A 25,443-nucleotide genomic window follows, 5' to 3' on the forward strand; every position below is an offset into this window, starting at 1 on the left:
GTGGGAGAGCGCTTCGTTCACACCGAAGAGGTCACTGGTTCGAACCCAGTATCGCCCACCGGATCATCAGGCGGCCCCGCGCACCAATACTGAGCCGGGGCGCCTCGTCGTGTGCGGCCGGCCGGCGCGTCCGCGGCGGGGTGCCGCCGGGCGAGGACCCTTCCCGTGTCTCCGAGGCGTTCCGCTTCCGGCCGTCTTCATCCAACCGTGACCTTCCGCCGCGCCCGTCCCGGTAGGCTCCGACATGTTCGGCGGGTCGGCCGCAGGGCTGCCACCTGGGATTTTGTGGCCGGCCCTGGCTCTGCGGGCGAGGTGACCGCCGCCGGTGCCGGATCGCGGCGCACATGAATTCCTGTCCGAATCATTGACGTGCCCGTAGGCCCTCCGTAACTTGTGCCAGCAAGCGCTTACTTGAAACGATTCATGAGGCGGACGCGAACGTCGCGGGGAGGCTCATATGCAGCAGGGTGGGAATGTGGAGAGGCGGACGATCCTCAAAGCGGCGGGGGCCTCGCTGGCCGTCGCGGGGATCGGGGCGACGGCCACCGCCTGCGGTGGCGGCAGCGGTTCGGGAGACGGAACGGTCACGATCCGTTACGCGTGGTGGGGTGGCGAGCCGCGCACCATCGCCATCAAGAAGACGATCGCGCTCTTCGAGAAGAAGTTCCCGAAGATCAAGATCAAGCCTGAATTCACCGACTACGAAGCGTTCTGGGAGAAGTTCCAGACCCAGGCCTCCGGCGGGAATCCGCCGGACGTTTTCCAGAATGCGGTCGGCTTCCTGCGCAAGTACGACAAGCGCGGTGTTCTGCTGGATCTCAAGTCGCAGGCGGACGCCGGAAACCTGAGCCTGGAGAACTTCCGCAACGGCGTGCTGGCGAACGGTCAGGTCGACGGCAAGCAGATCGCCGTCCCCGTCGGTGCCAACACCATGTCGCTCGTCATCGACCTCAAGGCCTTCGAGAAGGCCGGCGTGGAGGCGAAGTTCGGCTGGACCTGGGACGAGTACTTCGACGCGCTGCAGACGATCCAGGACAAGCTGAAGATCGCCGGCGACACCGGCTACTTCAGCATCATGTACCTCTACGACCTCTACCTGCGCCAGAACGGCAAGGCCTTCTTCACGGACACCGACCTCGGCTTCACCGAGGACGACCTGACGCAGTGGTGGGAGGACGGCTACAAGCGCGTGCGGTCCGGGCTCGTCGCCGACCCGAAGAAGGTCGAGCAGGTCAAGCCCAAGTCCGCGCTCTCGGCGGGCCTCGCGGCGTCCGAGTTCACCTGGGACAACTTCTCCATCCGCTACGAGGGCGAGGGCGAGTCGGACTACGGGCTCGCGCCGATCCCCACCACGGACGGCAAGGAGACCGGCCAGTACCTCGGCTCGCTGATGCTGAGCGCCTTCTCCGGGACCGAGCACCCCAAGGAAGTCGCCCAGTTCATCGACTTCATGGTCCACGACCCCGAGGTCGGCAAGATCATGGGCTACGACCGCGGCATCCTCGCCACCACCGAGCAGTACGAGGCGTTCAAGCCCACCGACGACAACAACAAGGGCGTCGCGGCCTACGAGGAGGAGGTCGCCGAGGCCGGCGTCCTCGGCAAGATCACCCCGCACCCGTCGGGTGCCGACGTCATCGAGGCCGCGTTCCTGCGCATCGGTGGCGAGGTCGCCCAGGGCAAGACCAAGCCGGCCGACGCCGCCAAGGCACTGTTCGGCGAGGCCAAGGCCGCGTTCGCCGGCTGAGGGGACGTACCACCATGACGCTCGTCAAGGAAGCGCCCGCGCGCCCGGCCGGGAAGCGGCCCGCCGCCCCCGCCGCCGGGCGGCGCGGGCGGCGCCGCGAGACTCTCGTCGGCTATCTGTTCATGTCGCCGTGGATCGCGGGGTTCCTGCTGCTCACGGCGGGGCCGATGATCGCGTCGCTGTACTACGCGTTCACCAGCTACAACCTGTTCTCGCCGCCCAAGTGGATCGGCCTGGACAACTTCACGACGATGTTCCAGGACCCGCGCTGGCAGAAGTCGGTCGAGGTCACGCTCAAGTACGTCGTCGTGGCGACTCCCCTGAAGCTGCTGCTCGCGCTCGGTGTCGCGCTGCTGCTCGCGCAGAAGCGGCGCGGACAGGGCCTGTACCGGGCCGCGTTCTACATGCCCTCGCTCGTCGGCGCCAGCGTCTCCGTCGGCTTCGTGTGGCGGGCGCTGTTCTCGGACGACGCGGTCGTGGACCGTACGCAGAAGGTCTTCGGTTTCGACGTGGGCGGCTGGATCGGCAACCCGGACTACGTCATCTACGCCCTGGTGGCCCTGAGCATCTGGCAGTTCGGCGCGCCCATGGTCATCTTCCTGGCCGGCCTCAAGCAGGTCCCGCAGGAGCTGTACGAGGCCGCCGAGATGGACGGTGCCGGACCGCTGCGCAGGTTCTGGAACGTCACGCTGCCGATGATCTCCCCGGTGCTGTTCTTCAACGTGCTGCTGGAGTCCATCCACGCGTTCCAGGTGTTCGGCTCCGCCTACGTCGTCTCCGACACCCGGTGCGGGCCCGCCGACGCCACGCTCGTCTACACCTGTTACCTCTACCAGAAGGGCTTCAAGGAGGCCCAGATGGGCTTCGCCTCCGCGATGGCCTGGACGCTGGTGATCGCGGTGGCGCTCGTGACGGCGGTCCTGTTCTGGTCGCAGAAGAAGTGGGTGCACTACGAGGAGGCCGCCAAGTGACCAGTGCCACCAGCCCTGCCCTGCCCACCGCGAACGAGCGGCGGCGCTTCGGATCGATCGCCTGGCACGTGGGCGCGCTTCTCGTCCTCGCGGTCGTCCTCTATCCCGTGATCTGGGTGGTCGGCGCCTCGTTCAAGCCGAGCAAGGACATCATCGCCAGCCTCGACCTGCTGCCCACGAAGCCGGTCTGGGAGAACTTCTCCGGGCTCGCCGACGGCATCTCCGGCATCTCCATCGGCAGCTTCTTCTGGAACTCGCTGGTGTACGCGCTCCTCGCCGTGGCCGGTGTCGTCCTGTCCAGCTCGCTGACCGCGTACGCCTTCGCCAAGATCCGGTTCGCCGGACGGAACCTGCTCTTCACGCTGATGATCGGCACGCTGCTGCTGCCGTACCACGTGCTGCTCATCCCGCAGTACGTGCTCTTCCGCAACCTGGAGCTCACCGACACCCTGGTGCCGCTCGTCGCGGGCAAGTTCCTGGCCACGGAAGCCTTCTTCGTGTTCCTGATGGTGCAGTTCATGCGCGGACTGCCCAGGGAGCTGGACGAGGCCGCCAAGCTCGACGGCTGCGGGCACCTGCGCACCTACTGGTCGATCGTGCTGCCGCTGAGCCGGCCCGCGATCATCACCAGCGCGATCTTCACCTTCATCAACGCCTGGAACGACTTCATGGGACCGTTGATCTACCTCAACACCCCCGAGAAGTACACCGTCTCGCTCGGCCTGATGATGTTCCGCGACCAGGAGGGCGTCTCCAACTACGGCAGCATGATCGCGATGTCGCTGGTGGCGCTGGTGCCCGTCATCGCCTTCTTCATGGCCTTCCAGCGCTACCTCATCGACGGTATGGCGACCTCCGGACTGAAGGGCTGAGGCGGTCACCATGGCGCAAGCACGCGTGAAGGCGCGCACCTCGCGCAGGGAGTCGGTCTTCGGCGAGCGCTTCTCGGTCTTCGCCGAGTGCCTGCTCACCGGCGTGTGGATCGCCGTGGCCTGTCTCGGGGTCGTCACCTACCCCGCGGCCTTCGCCGCCGGCGCGCGGCATCTGCGGCGCCGTACCACCCACCAGGGCGGCGGCCTGCGGGAGTTCGTCACGGACTTCCGTACGGCCGTACGCGGCGGGTGGGCCGTCGGGCTCGCCGGGTGGGCCGTGGCCGCCGCGGTGTGGGTGGACGTCCTGGCCGCGCGGGCCGGACTCCCCGGTGGACCGCTCGTCGGGGCCGTCGGTGTCCTCGCGCTGATCGGGGCCGCCGTGGCCCTGTTGCGGGCGGCCGCCCTCTGGGCGCCCGGCACCACCTGGCGGGCGCTGCTCGCGGACGCCGGCCGGCGGACCGTGCTCGACCCCGCCGGGTCCTTCCTGGTCGTCTGCGGGCTGGCCGTCGTGGTCCTGTCCGCCTGGTTCGTCCCGCCGCTGGCGGTCCCCGTCCTGGGGGCCGTCGCGGCGGCGGCCGTCGCCGTGGAGACGCGGTACCGGCACCGCTGAGAGGCGGTGCCCCTCTTTCCAGGTCGGCGCTTCGGCGCCGCACCTCTCTCTGTCATGCCCTTGACATCACCTTGCGGTGTCGCAACGGAAAGGAAAGGCCATGTCCCCCATTCCCCGCAGATCCCTGCTCAAGGCGGCCGCCGTCGCCGGAGCCGCCGCCCAGTTCAGCTGGGCCCTGGGAACACAGAACGCCGCCGCCGCGCCCCGCGCGGAAGCCGCCGACGCCGACCCGGTGACCCTCGACTGGCTGGAGGACGGCGGTCTCGGCGCGGCCCCCGGCTCCACCGTCGGCGTGCCCTGGCCCAAGGGCGCCCACCAGGAGGACCAGACCTTCGCGCTGACCGACGCCGACGGAAAGTCCGTCCCCGTCCAGTCCTGGCCGCTCGCCTACTGGCCCGACGGCTCCCTCAAGTGGACCGCGCACGCCGTGAGTTCGGGCTCCGGCAAGCTCACCCTGACCACCGGGGCGCCCACGGCGCCCGAGAAGAAGGTCACCGTCGACAAGCGCGGCGGCACCATCGACATCTCCACCGGTGTCATCACCGCCAGGATCGGCAAGTCCGGCTCCACGATCGTCAAGTCGGTCCGTCGCGGCTCGACCGAGATCGCCCGCGACGGCCGCCTCGTCGTACTGCGCCAGCCCGAGTACGAGGACGGCGACCAGACCACCGTCAGGACCGAGCGCTTCGACGGCGCCATCTCCGACGTCACCGTCGAGCAGGAAGGCCCCGTCCGCGCGGTCGTCCGCGTCGACGGCAAGCACCGCAAGGGCCACCGCGACCTGCTGCCCTTCTCCATCCGCCTCTACTTCTACGCCGGCGCCGACTCCTTCCGCATGGTGCACACCATCACCTACGACGGAAAGCAGGAGCCCGGCAAGGCCAGTGGCGACTTCGTCCGGGGCCTCGGCGTCCGCTTCACCGTGCCCATGCGCGACGAGTCCTACGACCGCCACATCCGCCTCGGCGGCGAGGGCACCGGCCTGCTCCGCGAGGCCGTCAAGGGCATCACCGGACTGCGCCGCGACCCGGGAGCCGCCGTCCAGGCCGCCCAGTTCGCCGGCGAGAAGCTGCCCGACCCCGCCACCTGGGACCAGCGGGTCACCACCCGCCTGCAGTACATCCCCGAATGGGGCGACTACACCCTCTCCCAGCTCTCCGCCGACGGCTTCACCCTGCGCAAGCGCACCAAGAAGGGCCACGGCTGGATCGGCGCCGGCGGCGGCCGGCGCGCCTCCGGCTTCGGCTACGTCGGCGGCGTCACCGGCGGCCTCTCCTTCGGCCTGCGCGACTTCTGGGAGAAGCACCCCGCCCAGCTCGACATCCGCGACGCCCAGACCGACGAGGCCGAGGTCACCCTCTGGCTCTGGTCACCCGAGGCCCAGCCCATGGACCTGCGCTTCTACCACGACGGCATGGGCCAGGACACCTTCCCCGAACAGCTCGAGGGCCTCAACATCACCTACGAGGACTACGAGCCCGAGTTCGGCACCCCGTACGGCATCGCCCGCACCTCCGAACTCCTCTTCTGGGCCAACGAGTCCACCCCGAGCGCCGACAGGCTCGCCGAACAGGTCGAGGCGGTCCGCGTCCTCCCGCAGCTCGCCGCCCCGCCCAAGCAGCTCGTCGCCGCAGGCGTCTTCGGCAAGGGCCTGTTCGCCGAACCGGACCGCTCCACCCCCGCCAAGGCCAGGATCGAGGACCACCTCGACTTCCTCTTCACCTACTACAAGGACCAGGTGGAGCAGCGCCGCTGGTACGGCTTCTGGGACTACGGCGACATCATGCACACCTACGACACCGTGCGGCACCAGTGGCGGTACGACGTCGGCGGCTACGCCTGGGACAACTCCGAGCTCTCACCCGACCTGTGGCTCTGGTACGCGTACCTGCGCTCCGGCCGCGCCGACATCTTCCGCTTCGCCGAGGCGATGACCCGCCACACCGGCGAGGTCGACGTCTACCACATCGGCAAGTGGGCCGGCCTCGGCACCCGCCACGGCGTCCAGCACTTCGCCGACAGCGCCAAGCAGCAGCGCATCGCCAACACCACCTACCGGCGCTACTACTACTTCCTCACCGCGGACGAACGCGTCGGCGACCTCATGCACGCCAACGTCGACTCCGACGAGACCTTCCTGGTCCTCGACCCCATCCGCAAGATCCGCACCGAGCCGTACACGCCGGACCGCAACGCCCTGTCGATCGGTTTCGGCACCGACTGGAGCGGACTGGTCTCCGCCTGGCTCACCGAGTGGGAACGCAGGGGCCCGAAGTGGGAGAAGGCCAAGGCCCGCGTGCTCTCCACCATGGAGACCATCGCCGCCCAGCCCAACGGCTTCGTCCAGGGCACCGGCCTGTACGACCTCGACACCGGGAAGTTCGCGATCGCGGACGAACCCGTGGTGGGCGTCTCCCACCTGTCGGCCGTCTTCGGCCTCAACGAACTCTGCGCCGAACTCATCGACCTCGTCGACATGCCGAAGTTCAACGAGGCGTACTACGACTACTGCCGCTACTTCAACGCCAGCAAGACGGAACAGGCAGCCCGCTACGGCTCCAACTTCGGCAGCCTGATCCTCTTCCAGGGCCACTCCCGCCTCGACGCCTACGCCGCCGTACAGACCGGCGACGAGAAGCTGGCCGAGAGGGCCTGGCAGAAGTTCTACGACTCCGACGGCTACAAGGAGTCGGCACCCTGGAAGACCGAGAAGGTCAGCGGCCCGACGGCCCTGGTCGCAGGCAGTGAGGCCACCTGGGTGTCCACCAACGACACCGCGCTCTACGGCCTCGCCGCCATCGAGCTGCTGTCGCTGCTCGGGGACCGGATGCCGTAGACGCACACAACGGGCGCGGACGGGAACACGACGTCCATGGACTGGAACCATCACCGCTTCCGCAGTCTGTGGACCCTGTCCGCGCCCGCCCCGGTGGTCTACCGCGTCCTGGAGCGGATCGAGGACTACCCCCTGTGGTGGCCCCAGGTACGGGACGTCACCCGGCTCGACGACACCAGCGGGATCATCACGATCCGCTCCCTCCTGCCGTACGACCTGACCTCGACCGTGCGGGAGGGCCGGCGCGACCCGGAGACCGGGATCCTGGAGGCCGGCCTCTCCGGCGACATCGACGGCTGGGCCCGCTGGACCGTCACCCGCCTGGGGCCCCACGGCTGCCTCGCCCACTACGAGCAGGAGGTCGACGTCCGCAAACCACTGCTGCGCCTGCTCGCCGTGCCCGGACGGCCCGTCTTCCGCGCCAACCACGCGCTGATGATGCGGGCCGGCCGGCGCGGCCTGGCCGCCCACCTGGAAGCGGTTTGAAGGAACCGTCCCCGGACCTGTATTGTTCAGTGCGTTCCCGGGCGATTAGCTCAGTGGGAGAGCGCTTCGTTCACACCGAAGAGGTCACTGGTTCGAACCCAGTATCGCCCACCGGGAAAGCCGGTCCGTCCCCGACGGACCGGCTTTTTTTATGTGCCCACCCGATGCCTCATGCCGCCGCCGACAGATCCGGACGCAGTGGCCACGCCGGGTCCACCACCTCGTCCGTGCCCGTGCGCGCGAACCACGCCTGCAGCCCCCGCGCCTGTGCCGCGTGCCACACCGCCTGCAAGGGGTGCAGCTCGGCGGGGGACAGCCGTTCCAGCCGGGACGCGAAACGCCGCCCCACCGCCCGGGTCACCTCCAGCGCGGCCGTCGCGTCCGCCGCCGCGTCGTGCGCCCCCTCCAGGGCGACGCCGTAGTGCGCGCACAGATCGGTCAGCGTGCGCCGGCCCTTGCGATAGCGGTCCAGGTGCTTGTCCAGCACCCACGGGTCCAGCACCAGCAGCGGCGTCCGCTCGAACCAGCGGCCCAGCGACGACGCGCGATGCCGGCGCAACTCCCGGTCCAGCAGCGTCAGATCGAACGGCGCGTTCATCACCACCAGCGGCCGGCCCACCCTGGCCTGCTCCGCCAGCGCCTGAGCCATCTCGTACATCACCGGCGCCGGCCAGCGGCCGTTGCGCTGCAGGTGATCGTCGGTCAGCCCGTGCACCTCCGTCGCCGCGGCCGGCACCGGCACCCCCGGATTCACCAGCCAACGGGTCACCCGCGGCCGGGCGCCCGGCGCGTCCTGCACGACGAGGGCGGCCGACACGATCCGGTCGGTCTCGACGTCCACACCCGTCGTCTCCGTGTCGAAAGCGGCCAACGGCCCTTCGTACCAGCACGCCATACCCAACAACCCCTCGTTCACCGTCGGCAGTCGACGCACCGTCCGCTGCCCGATCCGGTGATACCCGGCCTGTTTGCGCCGTACGCCGGAAGGAGACAACAGGAGTACGGGTCTTTGCAGTTCAACGACCCACAGCGGGAAAACACTTGTTCTGGAAGGCTGTTGGTCATGGCCATCGCGCAGCCCGAACGGGGCGGGCTGCTGCCCGAGCGCACGCCACCCACTCGCGGCACTCTCGCCACCACCGCCTGCATGGAGACACTGCAGGTCGGCTATCTGCACGCCGTCGCCGCCGCCGCGGGCTGCTCACTGTCCCAGCCGTTCCCGGACAACGGCATCGACTGGCACGTCAGCCACAGCGCCGCCGGGCACGTCGTCGACGACGAGGTCACCATCAAGGTGCAGCTCAAGGCGACCTACCAGCTCCGCCCCCACCCGCCGGGCCACTCCTTCTCCTTCACGCTGGACAACGCGCACCTGGAGAAGCTCGCCCGCACCCCGGTCTCGGTGCACAAGATCCTGGTCGTGATGATCGTGCCGCGCTCCCAGGACGACTGGCTGCGCGCCGGCCACGACCGGCTCGACCTGCGGCACTGCTGCTACTGGACCAACCTCGCCGGACACCCGGTCACCGGCCGGCGCCGCACCACCGTACGGATCCCCACCTCACGCATCTTCGACGACCGGGCGCTGTGCGAGATCATGACGCGGGTCGGGACGGGAGGAAAACCGTGACGCACCGCCCGACCGGGGAACCCTTGAGGCCCGTACGCCCCCATCCCGCCGACGCCGCCCACGACGGCCGGCCGCCCGAGCCCGCCGACATCGACCCCGCCGTGCTCACCGCCCTCCTGTACCGGCACGGCTGGCAGCGACGCGGCGGCGCCATCGGACGCTACGGCCGCTGGACCCCGCCCGGACCCGGCACCGGCACCAGCCTGCTGGTACCGGCGAGCCGCGCCTTCCCGGACAGCGAGGACCTGCTCACCGAGGCCCTGCAAGCACTGTCCCGCAGCGGCACACCCTCCGCCCGCGAGATCCTGCTCGCCCTCGCCGTACCCAGCGACGAGATCCACTGGTGGCGCGACATACCGGCGGGACCCGGCGGCGCCACCGCCTGGACCGCGGAGGAACAGCTGCGCTCCGCCGCCCGCCGGACCCTCCTGGCCGCCGCACTCGCCACCCGCGCGCGAGCCGGCTTCCACGGCGCCCGGCACCGCCGCCAGGCCGCCGCCGCACTGGACGCCGTCCTCGTCGGACCCGCACCCGGCGGGCGCCGGCTGACCGCGTTCGCCCCCGTCACCACCGGCCGCCCCCTCGCCGTACGCCTCCACCACGCCCTGTACGCCACCCGTGAGGCCATCGACTACCGCCGCGCCACCGGCGGCATGGACGCCTTCGACACGGCCGTCACGGCGGGCGTCAGCCATGAGCTGACCGAGGCCCTCGTCGCCCTGGTCCGGGGCACGGAGGGCGCCCGGATCGCCGTGGCCTGGGCCCCGGCGGCCGGTGTGCCCGAGGGCTGCGCCGCCGCCGCGGAACCCGTCGAGTTCTCACCCGGCGACCTGCCCGTGCTGCTCGAGGCCGGCCTGCGCTACCGGCGCGCGGAGCCGTCGACGACGGTGCGGATCACCGGCACGGTGGTCCGGATGCACAGGTCGGGGCACCGCGGCGAGGGCACGGTCCGGCTGCGCGTACTCGCCGGGGCCGAGGTCGGTCACGTCCGGATCGCACTCGGCGAGGAGGACTACCGCGTCGCCGGACACGCCCACCTCGTCGGACTGCCGGTGCGGGTGCGCGGGCGGCTGGAGAGCCGGGGCGGCTTCCGCCGGCTCACCGACGTCGGCGAGCTGGCACCGGTGCAGGTCGACGAGGCCGAGCGGGACCGGCTGGCGAAGGCGCTCCAGGCGAACGCGGAGACCGCGGCCTTCTTCGGTGAGGCCTGCGGACCGGACTGCGAGGACTGACACCGGACCGCGGGGACTGATTTCGCGGTCGGCGGGCCCGGGTCGGTACGATCGCACCCATGCGTGCGCTCCGGTATGGCGCCGCGACCACAGCCTTCAGTCAGGAGAGACCGGTGTCAGACGTCCGTGTGATCATCCAACGCGATTCCGAGCGGGAAGAACGCGTGGTGACGACGGGCACTACGGCCGCCGAGCTCTTCGCCGGCGAGCGCTCGGTCATCGCCGCGCGCGTGGCCGGGGAGCTCAAGGACCTCGCCTACGAGGTCAAGGACGGCGAGACCGTCGAGGGAGTGGAGATCTCCTCCGAGGACGGTCTGAACATCCTGCGCCACTCCACCGCGCACGTCATGGCCCAGGCCGTGCAGGAGCTGTTCCCCGAGGCCAAGCTGGGCATCGGCCCGCCCGTCAAGGACGGCTTCTACTACGACTTCGACGTCGAGAAGCCCTTCCACCCCGATGACCTCAAGGCCATCGAGAAGAAGATGCAGGAGATCCAGAAGCGCGGGCAGAGGTTCTCCCGCCGCGTGGTCACCGACGAGGCCGCCCGCGAGGAGCTCGCCGACGAGCCGTACAAGCTGGAGCTGATCGGCCTCAAGGGCTCCGCCTCGCACGACGACGGCGCGGACGTCGAGGTCGGCGCCGGCGAGCTGACCATCTACGACAACCTGGACGCCAAGACCGGCGAGCTGTGCTGGAAGGACCTCTGCCGGGGCCCCCACCTGCCCACGACCCGGAACATCCCGGCCTTCAAGCTGATGCGCAACGCCGCCGCCTACTGGCGCGGCAGCGAGAAGAACCCGATGCTCCAGCGCATCTACGGCACCGCCTGGCCGACCAAGGACGAGCTGAAGGCACACCTGGAGTTCCTCGCCGAGGCCGAGAAGCGCGACCACCGCAAGCTCGGCTCCGAGCTGGACCTGTTCTCCATCCCGGAGCAGATCGGCTCCGGCCTCGCCGTCTTCCACCCCAAGGGCGGCATCATCCGCCGGGTCATGGAGGACTACTCGCGGCGCCGCCACGAGGAGGAGGGCTACGAGTTCGTCTACACCCCGCACGCGACGAAGGGGAAGCTCTTCGAGACCTCGGGCCACCTGGACTGGTACGCCGACGGCATGTACCCGCCCATGCAGCTCGACGAGGGCGTGGACTACTACCTCAAGCCCATGAACTGCCCGATGCACAACCTGATCTTCGACGCGCGCGGCCGCTCGTACCGTGAACTGCCGCTGCGGCTCTTCGAGTTCGGCACCGTGTACCGGTACGAGAAGTCGGGCGTGGTGCACGGCCTGACCCGGGCCCGCGGCTTCACCCAGGACGACGCGCACATCTACTGCACCCGCGAGCAGATGTCGGAGGAGCTCGACAAGACGCTCACCTTCGTGCTGAACCTGCTGCGCGACTACGGCCTGAACGACTTCTACCTGGAGCTGTCCACCAAGGACCCGGAGAAGTTCGTCGGCTCCGACGAGGCCTGGGAGGAGGCCACCGAGACGCTGCGCCAGGTCGCCGAGAAGCAGAACCTGGAGCTCGTGGCGGACCCGGGCGGCGCCGCCTTCTACGGCCCGAAGATCTCCGTCCAGGCCAAGGACGCCATCGGCCGCACCTGGCAGATGTCGACCATCCAGCTCGACTTCAACCTGCCGGAGCGCTTCGACCTGGAGTACACCGGCGCGGACGGCTCCAAGACCCGCCCGGTCATGATCCACCGCGCGCTGTTCGGAAGCATCGAGCGGTTCTTCGCGGTGCTCCTGGAGCACTACGCGGGCGCGTTCCCGGCGTGGCTCGCCCCGGTCCAGGCGATCGGCATCCCGATCGGCGACGCGCACGTCGAGTACCTGGAGAAGTTCGCGGACACGGCCCGCAGGCAGGGGCTGCGCGTCGAGGTCGACTCCTCCTCGGACCGCATGCAGAAGAAGATCCGCAACGCCCAGAAGCAGAAGGTGCCCTTCATGGTCATCGCGGGCGACGAGGACATGGCCAACGGTGCCGTCTCCTTCCGCTACCGCGACGGCTCCCAGGAGAACGGCATCCCCGTCGACGAGGCCATCGCGAAGATCGCGAAGGTCGTCGAGGAGCGGACCCAGGTCTGACCGCGCGGATGACTCCGAGGCCCCCGGGAGCGATCCCGGGGGCCTTTTCCGCGGTCCTCCGATGACGCCATATGCTGCACGCATGACGAGTGAGCCGGAGCAGCAGTTGGGAGTGGGCACGCAGGACGCGTTCCAGCGTCTGTGGACGCCCCACCGGATGGCGTACATCCAGGGCGAGAACAAGCCGAGCGGCCCGGGCGCCGACGACGGCTGCCCCTTCTGCTCCATCCCGGCCAAGTCCGACGAGGACGGGCTGATCCTGCGGCGCGGCGAGCGGGTCTACGCGGTGCTCAACCTCTACCCGTACACGGGCGGCCATCTGATGACCGTGCCGTACCGGCACGTGGCCGACTACACGGACCTCACCGCTCAGGAGACGGCGGAGCTCGCCGAGCTCACCAAGCAGGCGATGACGGCACTGCGTACCGCGTCGGGCGCGCACGGCTTCAACATCGGCATGAACCAGGGCACGGTCGCGGGCGCGGGCATCGCCGCCCACCTCCACCAGCACGTCGTCCCCCGCTGGGGCGGCGACACGAACTTCATGCCGGTGGTCGGCCACACGAAGATCCTGCCCCAGCTCCTGGCCGACACGAGGAAGATGTTGTCGGAGGCGTGGCCTGCGTCGGCCGGCCCGTCCGGCGTCTGAGGACGAGGCCGTTCAGGCCGGTGGGGGTCTGGGGGCGTAGCCCCCAGTGACCGTCACCGCAGCCGCCTGACCGCCGGAGGCCTACGCGTCGTACACGTCGGCCTTCCGAGGCGAAGCGTCCTGCACCGCCGTGCTGAGGAACGACGACCGCGACCCGAACTTCTCCGTGTCCACCCCGTTCTCCTCCAGCACCTTGATCGCGGCGGAGTGCACCACCCGCAGCACAGGCGCGGCCGCCCGCAACGCGTCGTCCGCCATGAACCGGTGCCGCCACGGCTTGTCCGCCCACGCGTGCCGCAGACCGAACGGCTCCGGCAGGCTCAGCTTGCCGCCCAGCCAGTACAGCAGCGGCGGGTACCAGGTCAGCGGCGCCCGGGCGGCCAGGCGTACCACCTCGTCCGAGTCGACCAGCGGGAGCTTCACCTTCCGGGTCTCCCAGAACCTGATCGACTTCTGGACCTCCTTCTCCTTGGCCGCCGGCTTGCTGGTGAACAGCGAGTGCACCGGCCCCAGCGCGTGCCCGGTGACCTCGATGCGCAGCGTCTCGTGCAGCACGGTCACGGTGATCAGCATGGTGATCACCAGCTGGCCGTCCCACAGCGTCCACTGCACGCCCAGATAGTGCCGGTCGCCCGCGCCGAACTGCTGCTTGTTGCAGATGTCCTGTATGGCGTGCGACTTGACCTGGTACGCCTCGACGTCCGTGCCCTCGGGCCGGGAGACCGCGTCGGCGTTCTCACCGATGGGGGTGACGATCCAGTGCCGTACCGACGGCTTGGGGAAGCCGCCGGTGTGCAGCGGCCCGCGCTCCAGCATCCGCAGCCGGTCGTGGATGGACTTGATGACGTCCCAGCTGCGGAACGGGTTGATCTCCCGGTCCGGGTGGAGGGGCACCAGGTCCTCGGCGAGCTGCCAGCTGCCCCAGCGGGTGCCCATGCCGAGTATGCCCTTGGGGCCGGCGTAGAAGACGGAGTTGGACTGCTGTTCGGCGCTGAGCCGGGCCAGGGACTGGCGCAGTTGCTCGGCGGCCGTCTCGCCGGGGCTGCTCGGCACCGCCTCGGGCACCTTGGCGCCGATGCTGCTGCCGGAGAGCAGGCCGCTCCAGCGCTCGCGCAGGTCCCTCGCCGTGCGCTCGCAGATCTGCTTGGCCCAGAACCAGCCCAGCACCGGGGCGACGACCGCCGCGCGCGCGTACCAGCCCCAGAATCCGTCGAACGGCATGCGGATCAGGAACAGCACGGCGAGGGCACCCACCGCGACCAGCAGGGTGGTGGCCAGCGCGCCCGCCCGCTTGTCCTCCCGCCTGGACATCGTCGTACGGATCTGGAAGACCAGCAGCCACACCAGCAGCCCCGGCAGGAAGAGCAGACCGCACAGGACCATGACGGCGCTCAGCCAGTTGTCCCGCTCGCGGCGGATGCGGTGCGCCGCCAGTGAGTGCTCGACCACCACCTGCGGCTGGGTGCCGAAGGACTGGATGAGCGGCGCGCGGCCGGAGCCGAGCATCCGGTCGATGATCGCCCTGGAGTACGCCTCGCCCAGGTTCGGCCGGAACAGCTTCAGCCTGGGTGCGCTCACGGCCGACTTGTGCCACTCGTTGTTGGCCTTGAGTATCTCCTCGGCCTCGTTGTCCCGGTAGGCCGCCGAGGCCAGCGCGAGCGTCGGCGTCTGCCCCTCGTCGCCCGTGCGCGGCACCTGCGGACCGAAGAAATCCGCGTAACCGCTCTCAACGGTCATTCCCGCCCCCGATCGCCGCGACTGTCGTCTTGCGGCCTTCCCGACTTCCTTGCTGCGCACACCTGTTGATCAGGTCTTCAGCGTATCCGTACCCGCCGTCGTCCGTCGGCGGACGGCCGAAGCCGTCCGCCGCCACGGAGTGAAGCACTCCGGAGTCGTCCCGGTGCGAGGGGCGTACGCGGGCGCCCGCCGGGTCTCCCGGGGGCGCCCGTCGCCGGTTACGAGGCGGTACGCGCCTCTTCCTTGACCCGTTCCGCCACGTTCGACGGCATGGGTTCGTGCCGCGCGTACCGGCGGCTGAACCGGGCGGTGCCGTGCGAGAGGGAGCGCAGGTCGACGGCGTACCGGTCGATCTCGATCTCGGGAACCTCGGCCTTGATGAGGGTGCGTCCACCGGGTGACTGCTCGGTGCCGAGCACCCGGCCGCGCCGGCCGGACAGGTCGCTCATCACGGGGCCGACGTAGTCGTCGCCGACCAGGACGCTCACCTCGGCCACCGGCTCCAGCAGATGGATCTTCGCGTCCGCGGCCGCCTCCCGCAGGGCCAGCGCGCCGGCCGTCTGGAACGCGGCGTCGGAGGAGTCCACGGAGTGCGCCTTGCCGTCGAGGAGTGTCACGCGGACGTCGATCAGCGGATGTCCCGTGGCGATTCCCTTGACGGCCTGGGCCCGTACGCCCTTCTCGACGGAGGGGATGAACTGGCGCGGCACCGCGCCGCCGACCACCTTGTCGACGAACTCGATGCCCGAGCCGTTCGGCAGCGGCTCCACCTCGATCTCGCAGATGGCGAACTGTCCGTGCCCGCCGGACTGTTTGACGTGCCGGCCACGCCCGGCCGCCTTGCCGCCGAACGTCTCCCTGAGCGACACCCGGTGCGGTACGACGTCGACCTGGACGCCGTAGCGGCTGCGCAGCCGTTCCAGGGCCACGTCCGCGTGTGCCTCGCCCAGGCACCACAGCACCACCTGGTGGGTGTCCTGGTTCTGTTCCAGCCGCATCGTCGGGTCCTCGGCCACCAGCCGGGACAGGCCCTGCGAGAGCTTGTCCTCGTCGGGTTTGCTGTGCGCCTGGATGGCCAGCGGCAGCAGCGGGTCGGGCATCTCCCAGGGCTCCATGAGCAGCGGGTCGTCCTTGGCGGACAGGGTGTCGCCGGTCTCCGCGCGGCTGAGCTTCGCCACGCACGCGAGGTCGCCCGCGATGACATGGGAGACGGGCCGCTGCTGTTTCCCGAACGGTGTGGACAGGGCGCCGATCCGCTCGTCCACGTCGTGGTCCTCGTGGCCCCGGTCGGCGAGCCCGTGTCCGGAGACGTGCACGGTCTGGTCGGCGCGCAGGGTGCCGGAGAAGAGCCGGATCAGGGAGAGCCGGCCGACGTACGGGTCGGAGGAGGTCTTCACGACCTCCGCGACCAGCGGGGCGTCCGGGTCGCACGGTTTCAGCTCGCGCGGCCTGCCGTCGACGGTGGTCACGCTCGGGGTGCCGTGCTCCAGCGGGGTCGGGAAGCCGCCGGTGACCAGCTCCAGCAGCTCGACCGTGCCGAGTCCCTGGCGGGCGCCGTCGGTGGCCGGGGCGGCGGCCAGGACGGGGAAGAACACCCCGCGCGCGACCGCCCGTTCCAGGTCCTCGATCAGCGTCCGGACGTCGACCTGCTCGCCGCCGAGGTAGCGGTCCATGAGGGTCTCGTCCTCGCTCTCGGCGATGATCCCCTCGATGAGCCGGCCGCGGGCCTCCTCGATCAGCGGGAGCTGGTCCTCGCCGGGTTCGGACTCCTTGCGTTCGCCGGTGGAGTAGTCGAACAGCTTCCGCGACAGCAGTCCGGTCAGACCCGTCACGGGCGCGTGCCCGTCGGGTCCCTCCGGGCCGTGCAGCGGCAGGTACAGCGGCAGCACGGCGTCGGGGTCGTCGCCGCCGAACGTCTCCGCGCAGACGCGGGTCATCTCCTCGAAGTCCGCGCGGGCCGCCTCCAGGTGCGTGACGACGATGGCGCGCGGCATGCCGACCGCCGCGCACTCGTCCCACACCATGCGGGTCGAGCCGTCCACGCCGTCCGAGGCCGAGACGACGAAGAGGGCCGCGTCCGCCGCCCGCAGACCGGCCCTGAGTTCCCCGACGAAGTCGGCGTATCCGGGGGTGTCCAGAAGGTTGACCTTGATGCCGTCCCATTCGAGGGGCACCAGGGAGAGCTGTACGGAGCGCTGCTGCCGGTGCTCGATGTCGTCGTAGTCGGAGACGGTGCCGCCGTCCTCCACACGGCCCGCCCGGTTCACCGCCCCCGCGGTCAGCGCGAGGGCCTCCACCAGGGTCGTCTTGCCCGATCCGGAGTGGCCGACCAGCACCACATTCCGTACGGACGTGGGATGGCCGGCCGCCTGTGCCCTGCCGGCGGCTCCGGGATGTGTGTGTGCCTTGTCGCCCATGATCCTGCCTCCCGTGCACGGTGAGGTCACTGTGGGCGCGGACCCGCGGAATCCGCGTGCGGTGCGGCTCCGGCGACGCCCGCGGTCCTTCGAGCTTTCCACTCCCGTCACGGCGCGTCCATACGAACGACGCGGTCCCGACGCCCGTCCCTGCCCGCAGCGGTGCGAACCGCGTCGCCGGCCAGGGCCTGCCCGACGGTCGAGCCGGAGAAAACCGGCGACGCCTCGCGGCCCGGGTGAGCGGGAGCGACGGGGCCCCGCGTGCGAGGTACCGCTCGAGCGGAGCCGGGAGCGGGGGAGCGCGCGCAGCCGCGAGGCGGGGGAAGGAGCCGACGAGACGGGGGTTCCTCCCGCGCGGCGGAGATCTCCTCCGCTCGAGCGGAGCCGAACGTGGGGGAGCCGGAGAGTGACGACAAAGCGGCCCGGGGTGTCCCACCCCCTTCGGGCAGTGGGGGAGTGCGTACCGGGCCCCGCGTCCGCGGAGTGGTCCGCCGGACGGACCCGCTCCCGCTCCCGCTCCCGCGCGGGCGTGGCGGGCGGCGGGTGGTGCGTGCCGGAGCGAGGGCATCGTGATCCTGCCCTCGCGTGGGTGTGACGGGTGGGCATCGGCACCGGTCGGCGCCGGTGAGTCCTGCCCTCGCGCGGGGCGTGGCGGGTGGTGCGTGCCGGAGCGAGGGCATCGTGATCCTGCCCTCGCGTGGGTGTGACGGGTGGGCATCGGTACCGGTCGGCGTCGGCGAGTCCTGCCCTCGCGCGGGGCGTGGCGGGTGGTGCGTGCCGGAGCGAGGGCATCGTGACCCCGCTCCCGCGCGGGTGTACGGGTGCCCCGCCGTCGCCCGCGCGCGTGCGTGGCTACGATTGGGCCCGCCGGGTGGCCAGCAGGGGCCACGCGGCCACACCGACCGTCGGGAAGGCCATGCTGAACAAGTACGCGCGTGCATTCTTCACGCGTGTCCTCACACCGTTCGCCGCGTTTCTCATCCGGCGGGGGGTCAGCCCCGACACGGTCACGCTCATCGGCACCGCGGGAGTGGTCGCGGGCGCGCTGGTCTTCTACCCCATGGGCGAGTTCTTCTGGGGCACGGTCGTGATCACGCTGTTCGTGTTCTCCGACCTCGTCGACGGCAACATGGCCCGCCAGCTGGGCCGCTCCAGCCGCTGGGGCGCCTTCCTGGACTCCACCCTGGACCGGGTCGCCGACAGCGCGATCTTCGGCGGCTTCGCCCTCTGGTACGCCGGGGGCGGCGACGACATCGCCCTGTGCGCGGTGTCGATCTTCTGCCTGGCCAGCGGCCAGGTGGTCTCGTACACCAAGGCGCGCGGCGAGTCGATCGGCCTGCCGGTCGCCGTCAACGGGCTCGTCGAGCGGGCCGAACGGCTGGTGGTCTCGCTGGTCGCGGCCGGTCTCGCGGGCCTGCACGCGTTCGGTGTACCCGGCATCCAGTACCTGCTGCCGGTCGCCCTGTGGATCGTCGCCGTCGGCAGCCTGGTCACGCTGATCCAGCGGGTGGTCACCGTGCGCCGCGAGTCCGCCGAGGCGGAGGCCGCGGAGCGGCAGGAGGCCCAGGGGAGCGAGGCCGCGAAGTGAGCGCCCAGGAGCGGCTGACCGACGCCTTGTACGGCGCCGGCTGGGGCACCGTCAGGAAACTCCCCGAGCCGGTCGCCGTGCGCCTCGGGAGGACCATCGCCGACCTCGCGTGGAAGCAGCGCGGCAAGGGCGTGCTCCGCCTGGAGAGCAACTACGCGCGCGTCGTGCCGGACGCGGGCCCGGAGCGGCTGGCCGAACTCTCCCGCGCGGGGATGCGGTCGTACCTGCGCTACTGGATGGAGTCCTTCCGGCTGCCCGCCTGGAGCCCCGAGCGCGTCGCGTCCGGGTTCGACCCCAAGGACCTCCACCACCTGACCGACGGCATGGCGGCCGGCAAGGGCGTCGTCCTGGCGCTGCCGCACCTCGCCAACTGGGACCTCGCCGGCGCCTGGGTCACCACGAAGCTCGGCATACCGTTCACCACCGTCGCCGAGCGGCTGAAGCCGGAGACGCTGTACGACCGTTTCGTCGCCTACCGCGAGGGCCTCGGCATGGAGGTGCTGCCGCACAGCGGCGGCTCCGCCTTCGGCACGCTGGCCCGGCGGCTGCGCGACGGCGGACTGGTCTGCCTGGTCGCCGACCGCGACCTGTCCGCCTCCGGTGTCGAGGTCGGCTTCTTCGGCGAGACCGCCCGGATGCCGGCCGGACCCGCCCTGCTCGCCCAGCAGACCGGGGCCCGGCTGCTGCCGGTGACCCTCTGGTACGACGACTCGCCGGTGATGCGGGGCCGGGTCCACCCGCCGGTCGAGGTCCCCGGGTCAGGCACGCGCGCCGAAAAGACGTCTGTCATGACACAGGCGCTGGCCGACGCCTTCGCCACGGGGATCACCGACCATCCGGAGGACTGGCACATGCTGCAGCGCTTGTGGCTGAGGGACCTCGACCCCGCGCGGGACCCCGCGACCGCCCCCGGGCAGGACCGGAAGGGGACCTCGTGAGGATCGGCATCGTCTGCCCGTACTCCTGGGACGTGCCGGGAGGCGTCCAGTTCCACATCCGTGACCTGGCCGAGTACTTCATCCGGCTCGGTCACGAGGTGTCCGTCCTCGCCCCGGCCGACGACGACACCCCGCTGCCCCCGTACGTCGTCTCGGCGGGCCGCGCGGTGCCGGTGCCGTACAACGGCTCGGTGGCCCGGCTCAACTTCGGCTTCCTGTCCGCCGCGCGGGTACGGCGCTGGCTGCACGAGGGTGCCTTCGACGTCGTCCACATCCACGAGCCGACCTCGCCCTCGCTCGGCCTGCTGACCTGCTGGGCGGCCGAGGGGCCGATCGTCGCGACCTTCCACACCTCCAATCCGCGCTCCCGCGCGATGATCGCCGCGTACTCGATCCTCCAGGCCGCCCTGGAGAAGATCAGCGCGCGGATCGCGGTGAGCGAGTACGCCCGCCGCACCCTCGTCGAGCACCTGGGCGGCGACGCGGTGGTCATCCCGAACGGCGTCGACGTCGACTTCTTCGCCAAGGCCGAACCCAAGCCCGAGTGGCAGGGCGGCACCATCGGCTTCATCGGCCGGATCGACGAGCCCCGCAAGGGCCTGCCGGTGCTGATGAAGGCCCTGCCGAAGATCCTCGCCGCCCGGCCGCGGACGCGGCTGCTGGTCGCCGGGCGCGGCGACGAGAAGGAGGCGGTCGAGTCGCTGCCCCGGGAGCTGCGCCCGCGCGTGGAGTTCCTCGGCATGGTCAGCGACGACGACAAGGCCCGCTTCCTGCGCAGCGTCGACCTGTACGTGGCGCCCAACACCGGCGGGGAGAGCTTCGGCATCATCCTGGTCGAGGCGATGTCGGCGGGTGCGCCGGTGCTCGCCTCCGACCTGGACGCGTTCGCGCAGGTCCTCGACCAGGGAGCGGCGGGCGAGCTGTTCGCCAACGAGGACGCGGACGCGCTCGCCGAGGCGGCCGTACGGCTCCTGGGGGACCCGGAGCGCCGCGCGGAGCTCCGCGAACGCGGCAGCGCCCACGTCCGCCGCTTCGACTGGTCGACGGTCGGCGCGGACATCCTGTCGGTCTACGAGACGGTGACGGCGGGCGCGGCGGCGGTGGCGACGGACGACCGCGCGACGGGCCTGCGGGCACGGTTCGGCCTGGCACGGGAGTAGAGCCTGCCCGGACCGTTCCCGCCCGCCGCGCGACGCCCGGCGCGTACTCCCGCGGAGGGGACCCCAGCCGTGTGGCCTGCCCTTCGGGCGGGCGACGGGAAGGGAGCGGACAGGCCCCGGGGACGAGGCCGTCCAGGCCGAAGGGGGTCCGGGGGCGCAGTCACCGAAGAGCGCCCCCGGTAGCCTTGCCGCCCGTGACCGCAACCCTCATCTGGATCCTCGTCGCCCTCGTCGTCATCGGCCTCTACCTGAGCTGGACGGCGGGACGCCTGGACCGGCTGCACGCCCGGATCGACGCCGCCCGGGCCGCGCTCGACGCCCAACTGCTGCGCCGTGCCTCCGTGGCGCAGGAACTGGCCACCTCGGGCGTGCTCGACCCCGCCGCGTCGATCGTGCTCTACGAGGCCGCGCACGCCGCGCGGCAGTCGGTCGAGGAGCAGCGCGAGGTCGCGGAGAGCGAGCTCAGCCAGGCGCTGCGCGCGGTGTTCGGCGACGCGCGGCAGGTGGACGCGGTCCGGGAGGCGCCCGGCGGCGAGGAGGCGGCCCTGGAGCTCGCCGAGGCTGTGCGCAGGGTGCCGATGGCCCGCCGCTTCCACAACGACGCCGTACGGGCGGCACGGGCGCTGCGCCGGCACCGCAAGGTGCGCTGGTTCCGGCTGGCCGGACACGCGCCCTTCCCGATGGCCTTCGAGATGGACGACGAACCGCCGGCCGCCCTGGTCGAGCGGGCCGCGTAACGGCGGGATCCGGCCACCCGGCCGGACCGCCGCCGACCGAAAAGGATCCACCGGCTTCTCATTGGCCCTTGCTGTGGCCTGGTCCGCTCACGTTTCCTCAGTGCTGCAGAAACCCCCTCCTTCCCCTCAGCGAGGTCATTCGTGTCCAGCACGCTCTCCGAAAACCAGGGTCCCGAGACCGGCACCGCCCGTGTGAAGCGCGGCATGGCCGAGCAGCTCAAGGGCGGCGTGATCATGGACGTCGTCACGCCGGAGCAGGCCAAGATCGCCGAGGACGCCGGCGCCGTCGCCGTCATGGCCCTGGAACGGGTCCCCGCCGACATCCGCAAGGACGGCGGCGTGGCCCGGATGTCCGACCCGGACATGATCGAGGGCATCATCGGCGCGGTCTCCATCCCCGTGATGGCCAAGTCCCGCATCGGCCACTTCGTCGAGGCCCAGGTGCTGCAGTCCCTCGGCGTCGACTACATCGACGAGTCCGAGGTCCTCACCCCGGCCGACGAGGTCAACCACAGCGACAAGTTCGCCTTCACCACCCCCTTCGTCTGCGGCGCCACCAACCTCGGCGAGGCCCTGCGCCGCATCGCCGAGGGCGCCGCCATGATCCGCTCCAAGGGCGAGGCCGGCACCGGCAACGTCGTCGAGGCCGTCCGCCACCTGCGCCAGATCAAGAACGAGATCGCCCGCCTGCGCGGCTACGACAACAACGAGCTGTACGCCGCCGCCAAGGAGCTGCGCGCCCCGTACGAGCTGGTCAAGGAGGTCGCCGAGCTGGGCAAGCTCCCGGTGGTCCTCTTCTCCGCCGGTGGTGTGGCCACCCCGGCCGACGCCGCGCTGATGCGCCAGCTCGGCGCCGAGGGCGTCTTCGTCGGCTCCGGCATCTTCAAGTCCGGCGACCCGGCCAAGCGTGCCGCCGCCATCGTCAAGGCGACCACCTTCTACGACGACCCGAAGATCATCGCGGACGCGTCCCGCAACCTCGGCGAGGCCATGGTCGGCATCAACTGCGACACCCTGCCCGAGACCGAGCGCTACGCCAACCGCGGCTGGTGACCGTGATCATCGGTGTCCTGGCCCTCCAGGGCGACGTACGGGAGCACCTCGTCGCCCTGGCCGCGGCCGACGCCGTGGCCAGGCCGGTCAGGCGCCCCGAGGAACTCGCCGAGGTCGACGGCCTGGTCATCCCCGGCGGGGAGTCCACCACGATCTCCAAGCTGGCGGTCCTCTTCGGCCTGATGGAGCCCCTCCGCGCGCGCGTGCGCGAGGGCATGCCCGTCTACGGCACCTGCGCCGGCATGATCATGCTGGCCGACAAGATCCTCGACCCGCGCTCGGGCCAGGAGACCCTCGGCGGCATCGACATGATCGTGCGCCGCAACGCCTTCGGCCGACAGAACGAGTCCTTCGAGGCCGCGGTCGACGTCAAGGGCGTCGAGGGCGATCCCGTGGAGGGCGTCTTCATCCGCGCCCCCTGGGTGGAGTCCGTCGGCGCCGGCGCCGAGGTGCTCGCCGAGCACGGCGGCCACATCGTCGCCGTCCGCCAGGGCAACGCGCTGGCCACGTCGTTCCACCCGGAACTGACCGGCGACCACCGTGTGCACGGCCTCTTCGTCGACATGGTGCGCGCGTGCCGGGCGACCGAGTCCTTGTAGGATTCCTGCGTTCGTTGCAGAGATGGGTTACGCGAAGGAGACAGGCAGATGTCCGGCCACTCTAAATGGGCCACGACGAAGCACAAGAAGGCCGTGATCGATGCCAAGCGCGGCAAGCTCTTCGCGAAGCTGATCAAGAACATCGAGGTCGCCGCGCGTATGGGCGGTGTCGATCTGGAGGGCAACCCCACCCTCTACGACGCCGTCCAGAAGGCCAAGAAGCAGTCGGTGCCGAACAAGAACATCGACTCCGCCATCAAGCGCGGTGGCGGTCTCGAGGCCGGTGGCGCCGACTACGAGACGATCATGTACGAGGGCTACGGTCCGAACGGTGTCGCGGTGCTCATCGAGTGCCTCACCGACAACCGCAACCGTGCCGCCTCGGACGTGCGTGTCGCGATGACCCGCAACGGCGGCTCCATGGCCGACCCGGGCTCGGTGTCGTACCTGTTCAACCGCAAGGGCGTGGTGATCGTCCCCAAGGGCGAGCTGACCGAGGACGACGTCCTCGCCGCCGTCCTGGACGCGGGTGCCGAGGAGGTCAACGACCTCGGCGAGAACTTCGAGGTGCTCAGCGAGGCCACCGACATGGTCGCCGTGCGCACCGCTCTGCAGGACGCCGGGATCGACTACGACTCCGCCGAGGCCAACTTCGTCCCGACCATGCAGGTCGAGCTGGACGAGGAGGGCGCCAGGAAGATCTTCAAGCTCATCGACGCGCTGGAGGACAGCGACGACGTGCAGAACGTCTTCGCCAACTTCGACGTGAGCGACGAGATCATGGAGAAGGTCGACGCGTAACGCGTCCACTGCTCAGCGGGCCGGCGGGACACTTCCGTCGGCCCGCCGCTCTGTCAGTGGCACCCGATAGCCTGCACAAACAGGTGATCGAGGGAAAAGGGGTGGCACGTGCGGGTACTGGGGGTGGACCCGGGACTGACCCGGTGCGGTGTGGGAGTCGTGGAGGGCGTCGCCGGGCGGCCGCTCACCATGCTCGGCGTGGGCGTCGTCCGCACGCCGGCCGACGCCGACCTCGGCCACCGCCTCGTCGCCGTCGAGCAGGGCCTCGAACAGTGGCTGGACGAGCACCGGCCCGAGGTCGTCGCCGTGGAGCGCGTCTTCAGCCAGCACAACGTGCGTACGGTGATGGGCACCGCCCAGGCCAGCGCCGTCGCCATCCTGTGCGCCTCCCGCCGCGGCATCCCCGTCGTCCTGCACACGCCCAGCGAGGTCAAGGCCGCCGTCACCGGCTCGGGCCGCGCCGACAAGGCGCAGGTCGGCGCCATGGTCACCCGCCTGCTGCGGCTGGACGCGCCGCCGAAGCCCGCCGACGCCGCCGACGCCCTCGCGCTCGCCATCTGCCACATCTGGCGTGCCCCCGCGCAGAACCGGCTCCAGCAGGCCGCCGCCCTGCACGCCTCCAGAACCTCCCGCGCACCACAAGCCCCGCGCGCATCGAAAGGCCGTACGACATGATCGCCTTCGTCAGCGGCACGGTCGCCGCCCTCGCTCCCGACACCGCGGTGGTCGAGGTCGGCGGGGTCGGCATGGCCGTCCAGTGCACGCCGAACACGCTCTCCACGCTCCGCGTCGGACAGCCCGCGAAACTCGCCACCTCCCTCGTCGTCCGCGAGGACTCGCTGACCCTCTACGGCTTCGCCGACGACGACGAGCGCCAGGTCTTCGTGCTGCTCCAGACCGCCAGCGGCGTGGGCCCCCGGCTGGCCCAGGCGATGCTCGCCGTGCACACCCCCGACGCCCTGCGCAGAGCCGTGGCCACCGGGGACGAGAAGGCGCTGACCGCCGTCCCCGGCATCGGCAAGAAGGGCGCCCAGAAGCTGCTTCTGGAGCTCAAGGACCGCCTCGGCGAGCCGCTCGGCGCCCCCGCCGTCGGCGCGCCGGTCACCAGCGGCTGGCGCGACCAGCTGCACGCCGCCCTGATCGGTCTCGGGTACGCGACCCGTGAGGCCGACGAGGCCGTGTCCGCCGTGGCACCCCAGGCGGAGGCCGCCGAGGGCACCCCGCAGGTGGGGCAGCTGCTGAAGGCGGCCCTGCAGACGCTGAACCGCGCCCGATAGCCCGTACGGAGAG

At 70.8% G+C, this 25,443-nt stretch carries 22 protein-coding genes and 1 tRNA gene; 20 read left to right on the forward strand and 3 right to left on the reverse strand.

Annotated elements, in window-relative coordinates; genetic code table 11:
• The first annotated feature begins 457 nt into the window (after positions 1-457).
• From ACFV5H_RS21910 to ACFV5H_RS21940, 7 genes are all read left to right on the forward strand, one after another.
• A complete protein-coding gene (locus tag ACFV5H_RS21910) occupies positions 458-1,747 on the forward strand; it encodes an ABC transporter substrate-binding protein (protein ID WP_371101826.1) in 1,290 nt (429 codons plus the stop codon).
• A gap of 14 nt (positions 1,748-1,761) precedes the next feature.
• On the forward strand, positions 1,762-2,718 hold the full coding sequence (locus tag ACFV5H_RS21915; RefSeq protein ID WP_385049183.1) for a carbohydrate ABC transporter permease: 957 nt from the start codon (positions 1,762-1,764) through the stop codon (positions 2,716-2,718).
• The gene (locus ACFV5H_RS21920) at positions 2,715-3,590 is read left to right on the forward strand and encodes a carbohydrate ABC transporter permease (protein WP_385049180.1); all 876 of its coding nucleotides are present in this window, start codon (positions 2,715-2,717) and stop codon (positions 3,588-3,590) included. Before ACFV5H_RS21915 ends, ACFV5H_RS21920 begins: the two co-directional genes overlap by 4 nt.
• Positions 3,591-3,600: 10 nt before the next feature.
• Positions 3,601-4,200 (forward strand): hypothetical protein, encoded by a 600-nt coding sequence (locus ACFV5H_RS21925; protein ID WP_385196808.1) that lies wholly within the window; start codon positions 3,601-3,603, stop codon positions 4,198-4,200.
• A 100-nt stretch (positions 4,201-4,300) separates the two neighbouring features.
• Positions 4,301-7,036 (forward strand): Tat pathway signal sequence domain protein, encoded by a 2,736-nt coding sequence (locus ACFV5H_RS21930; RefSeq protein ID WP_385049174.1) that lies wholly within the window; start codon positions 4,301-4,303, stop codon positions 7,034-7,036.
• A 36-nt stretch (positions 7,037-7,072) separates the two neighbouring features.
• A complete protein-coding gene (locus tag ACFV5H_RS21935) occupies positions 7,073-7,522 on the forward strand; it encodes an SRPBCC family protein (RefSeq protein WP_385196811.1) in 450 nt (149 codons plus the stop codon).
• A 39-nt stretch (positions 7,523-7,561) separates the two neighbouring features.
• A tRNA-Val gene (locus ACFV5H_RS21940) sits at positions 7,562-7,633 on the forward strand.
• Positions 7,634-7,691: 58 nt separating this feature from the next.
• Here ACFV5H_RS21940 and ACFV5H_RS21945 read toward each other — a convergent pair.
• A complete protein-coding gene (locus ACFV5H_RS21945; protein ID WP_385049169.1) occupies positions 7,692-8,417 on the reverse strand; it encodes a 3'-5' exonuclease in 726 nt (241 codons plus the stop codon).
• Between the two features lie 168 nt (positions 8,418-8,585).
• Here ACFV5H_RS21945 and ACFV5H_RS21950 point away from each other — a divergent pair, with 168 nt between their 5' ends.
• The 4 genes from ACFV5H_RS21950 (at position 8,586) to ACFV5H_RS21965 (ending at position 13,123) form a co-directional block, all read left to right on the forward strand.
• Positions 8,586-9,152, forward strand: a complete 567-nt coding sequence (locus ACFV5H_RS21950; RefSeq protein ID WP_385049166.1) for a DUF4365 domain-containing protein — start codon at positions 8,586-8,588, stop codon at positions 9,150-9,152.
• Positions 9,149-10,384 (forward strand): hypothetical protein, encoded by a 1,236-nt coding sequence (locus ACFV5H_RS21955; protein WP_385196813.1) that lies wholly within the window; start codon positions 9,149-9,151, stop codon positions 10,382-10,384. The genes ACFV5H_RS21950 and ACFV5H_RS21955 overlap by 4 nt, the downstream gene beginning before the upstream one ends.
• Positions 10,385-10,497: 113 nt before the next feature.
• Entirely contained in the window at positions 10,498-12,474 is a 1,977-nt protein-coding gene (gene thrS, locus ACFV5H_RS21960; protein ID WP_385196816.1) for a threonine--tRNA ligase, read from the forward strand.
• A gap of 82 nt (positions 12,475-12,556) precedes the next feature.
• Complete coding sequence (locus ACFV5H_RS21965) at positions 12,557-13,123, forward strand: HIT family protein (protein ID WP_385049157.1); 567 nt, start codon at positions 12,557-12,559, stop codon at positions 13,121-13,123.
• A gap of 81 nt (positions 13,124-13,204) precedes the next feature.
• On the opposite strand, the gene ACFV5H_RS21970 is transcribed toward ACFV5H_RS21965, so the two are convergent.
• Positions 13,205-14,860, reverse strand: a complete 1,656-nt coding sequence (locus ACFV5H_RS21970; protein WP_385049153.1) for a hypothetical protein — start codon at positions 14,858-14,860, stop codon at positions 13,205-13,207.
• 218 nt (positions 14,861-15,078) lie between these two features.
• Positions 15,079-17,277, reverse strand: a complete 2,199-nt coding sequence (locus ACFV5H_RS21975) for an elongation factor G-like protein EF-G2 (RefSeq protein ID WP_385049150.1) — start codon at positions 17,275-17,277, stop codon at positions 15,079-15,081.
• 916 nt (positions 17,278-18,193) lie between these two features.
• Here ACFV5H_RS21975 and pgsA point away from each other — a divergent pair.
• The 9 genes from pgsA to ruvA all read left to right on the forward strand — a co-directional run bounded on the left by pgsA (position 18,194) and on the right by ruvA (position 25,430).
• Entirely contained in the window at positions 18,194-18,865 is a 672-nt protein-coding gene (gene pgsA / locus ACFV5H_RS21980; protein ID WP_385049147.1) for a phosphatidylinositol phosphate synthase, read from the forward strand.
• Positions 18,862-19,803, forward strand: a complete 942-nt coding sequence (locus ACFV5H_RS21985; RefSeq protein WP_385049144.1) for a phosphatidylinositol mannoside acyltransferase — start codon at positions 18,862-18,864, stop codon at positions 19,801-19,803. Before pgsA ends, ACFV5H_RS21985 begins: the two co-directional genes overlap by 4 nt.
• Positions 19,800-20,963: a glycosyltransferase family 4 protein gene (locus ACFV5H_RS21990; protein ID WP_385049141.1), complete on the forward strand. Its 1,164-nt coding sequence runs from the start codon at positions 19,800-19,802 to the stop codon at positions 20,961-20,963. Before ACFV5H_RS21985 ends, ACFV5H_RS21990 begins: the two co-directional genes overlap by 4 nt.
• Positions 20,964-21,157: 194 nt before the next feature.
• A complete protein-coding gene (locus ACFV5H_RS21995; RefSeq protein ID WP_385049138.1) occupies positions 21,158-21,700 on the forward strand; it encodes a hypothetical protein in 543 nt (180 codons plus the stop codon).
• Between the two features lie 141 nt (positions 21,701-21,841).
• On the forward strand, positions 21,842-22,753 hold the full coding sequence (gene pdxS / locus ACFV5H_RS22000) for a pyridoxal 5'-phosphate synthase lyase subunit PdxS (RefSeq protein ID WP_073933758.1): 912 nt from the start codon (positions 21,842-21,844) through the stop codon (positions 22,751-22,753).
• Complete coding sequence (gene pdxT, locus ACFV5H_RS22005) at positions 22,747-23,352, forward strand: pyridoxal 5'-phosphate synthase glutaminase subunit PdxT (protein WP_385049310.1); 606 nt, start codon at positions 22,747-22,749, stop codon at positions 23,350-23,352. Before pdxS ends, pdxT begins: the two co-directional genes overlap by 7 nt.
• Positions 23,353-23,400: 48 nt before the next feature.
• The gene (locus ACFV5H_RS22010; protein WP_385049135.1) at positions 23,401-24,153 is read left to right on the forward strand and encodes a YebC/PmpR family DNA-binding transcriptional regulator; all 753 of its coding nucleotides are present in this window, start codon (positions 23,401-23,403) and stop codon (positions 24,151-24,153) included.
• A 108-nt stretch (positions 24,154-24,261) separates the two neighbouring features.
• Positions 24,262-24,828 carry a crossover junction endodeoxyribonuclease RuvC gene (ruvC, locus tag ACFV5H_RS22015; RefSeq protein WP_385049133.1) on the forward strand — a complete coding sequence of 189 codons (567 nt, stop codon included), beginning with the start codon at positions 24,262-24,264 and terminating at the stop codon, positions 24,826-24,828.
• Positions 24,825-25,430 carry a Holliday junction branch migration protein RuvA gene (ruvA, locus tag ACFV5H_RS22020; RefSeq protein ID WP_385049130.1) on the forward strand — a complete coding sequence of 202 codons (606 nt, stop codon included), beginning with the start codon at positions 24,825-24,827 and terminating at the stop codon, positions 25,428-25,430. The genes ruvC and ruvA overlap by 4 nt, the downstream gene beginning before the upstream one ends.
• Positions 25,431-25,443 lie beyond the last annotated feature (13 nt).

This window comes from Streptomyces sp. NPDC059787 (assembly GCF_042732315.1).
Taxonomy (GTDB): Bacteria; Actinomycetota; Actinomycetes; order Streptomycetales; family Streptomycetaceae; genus Streptomyces; species Streptomyces atrovirens.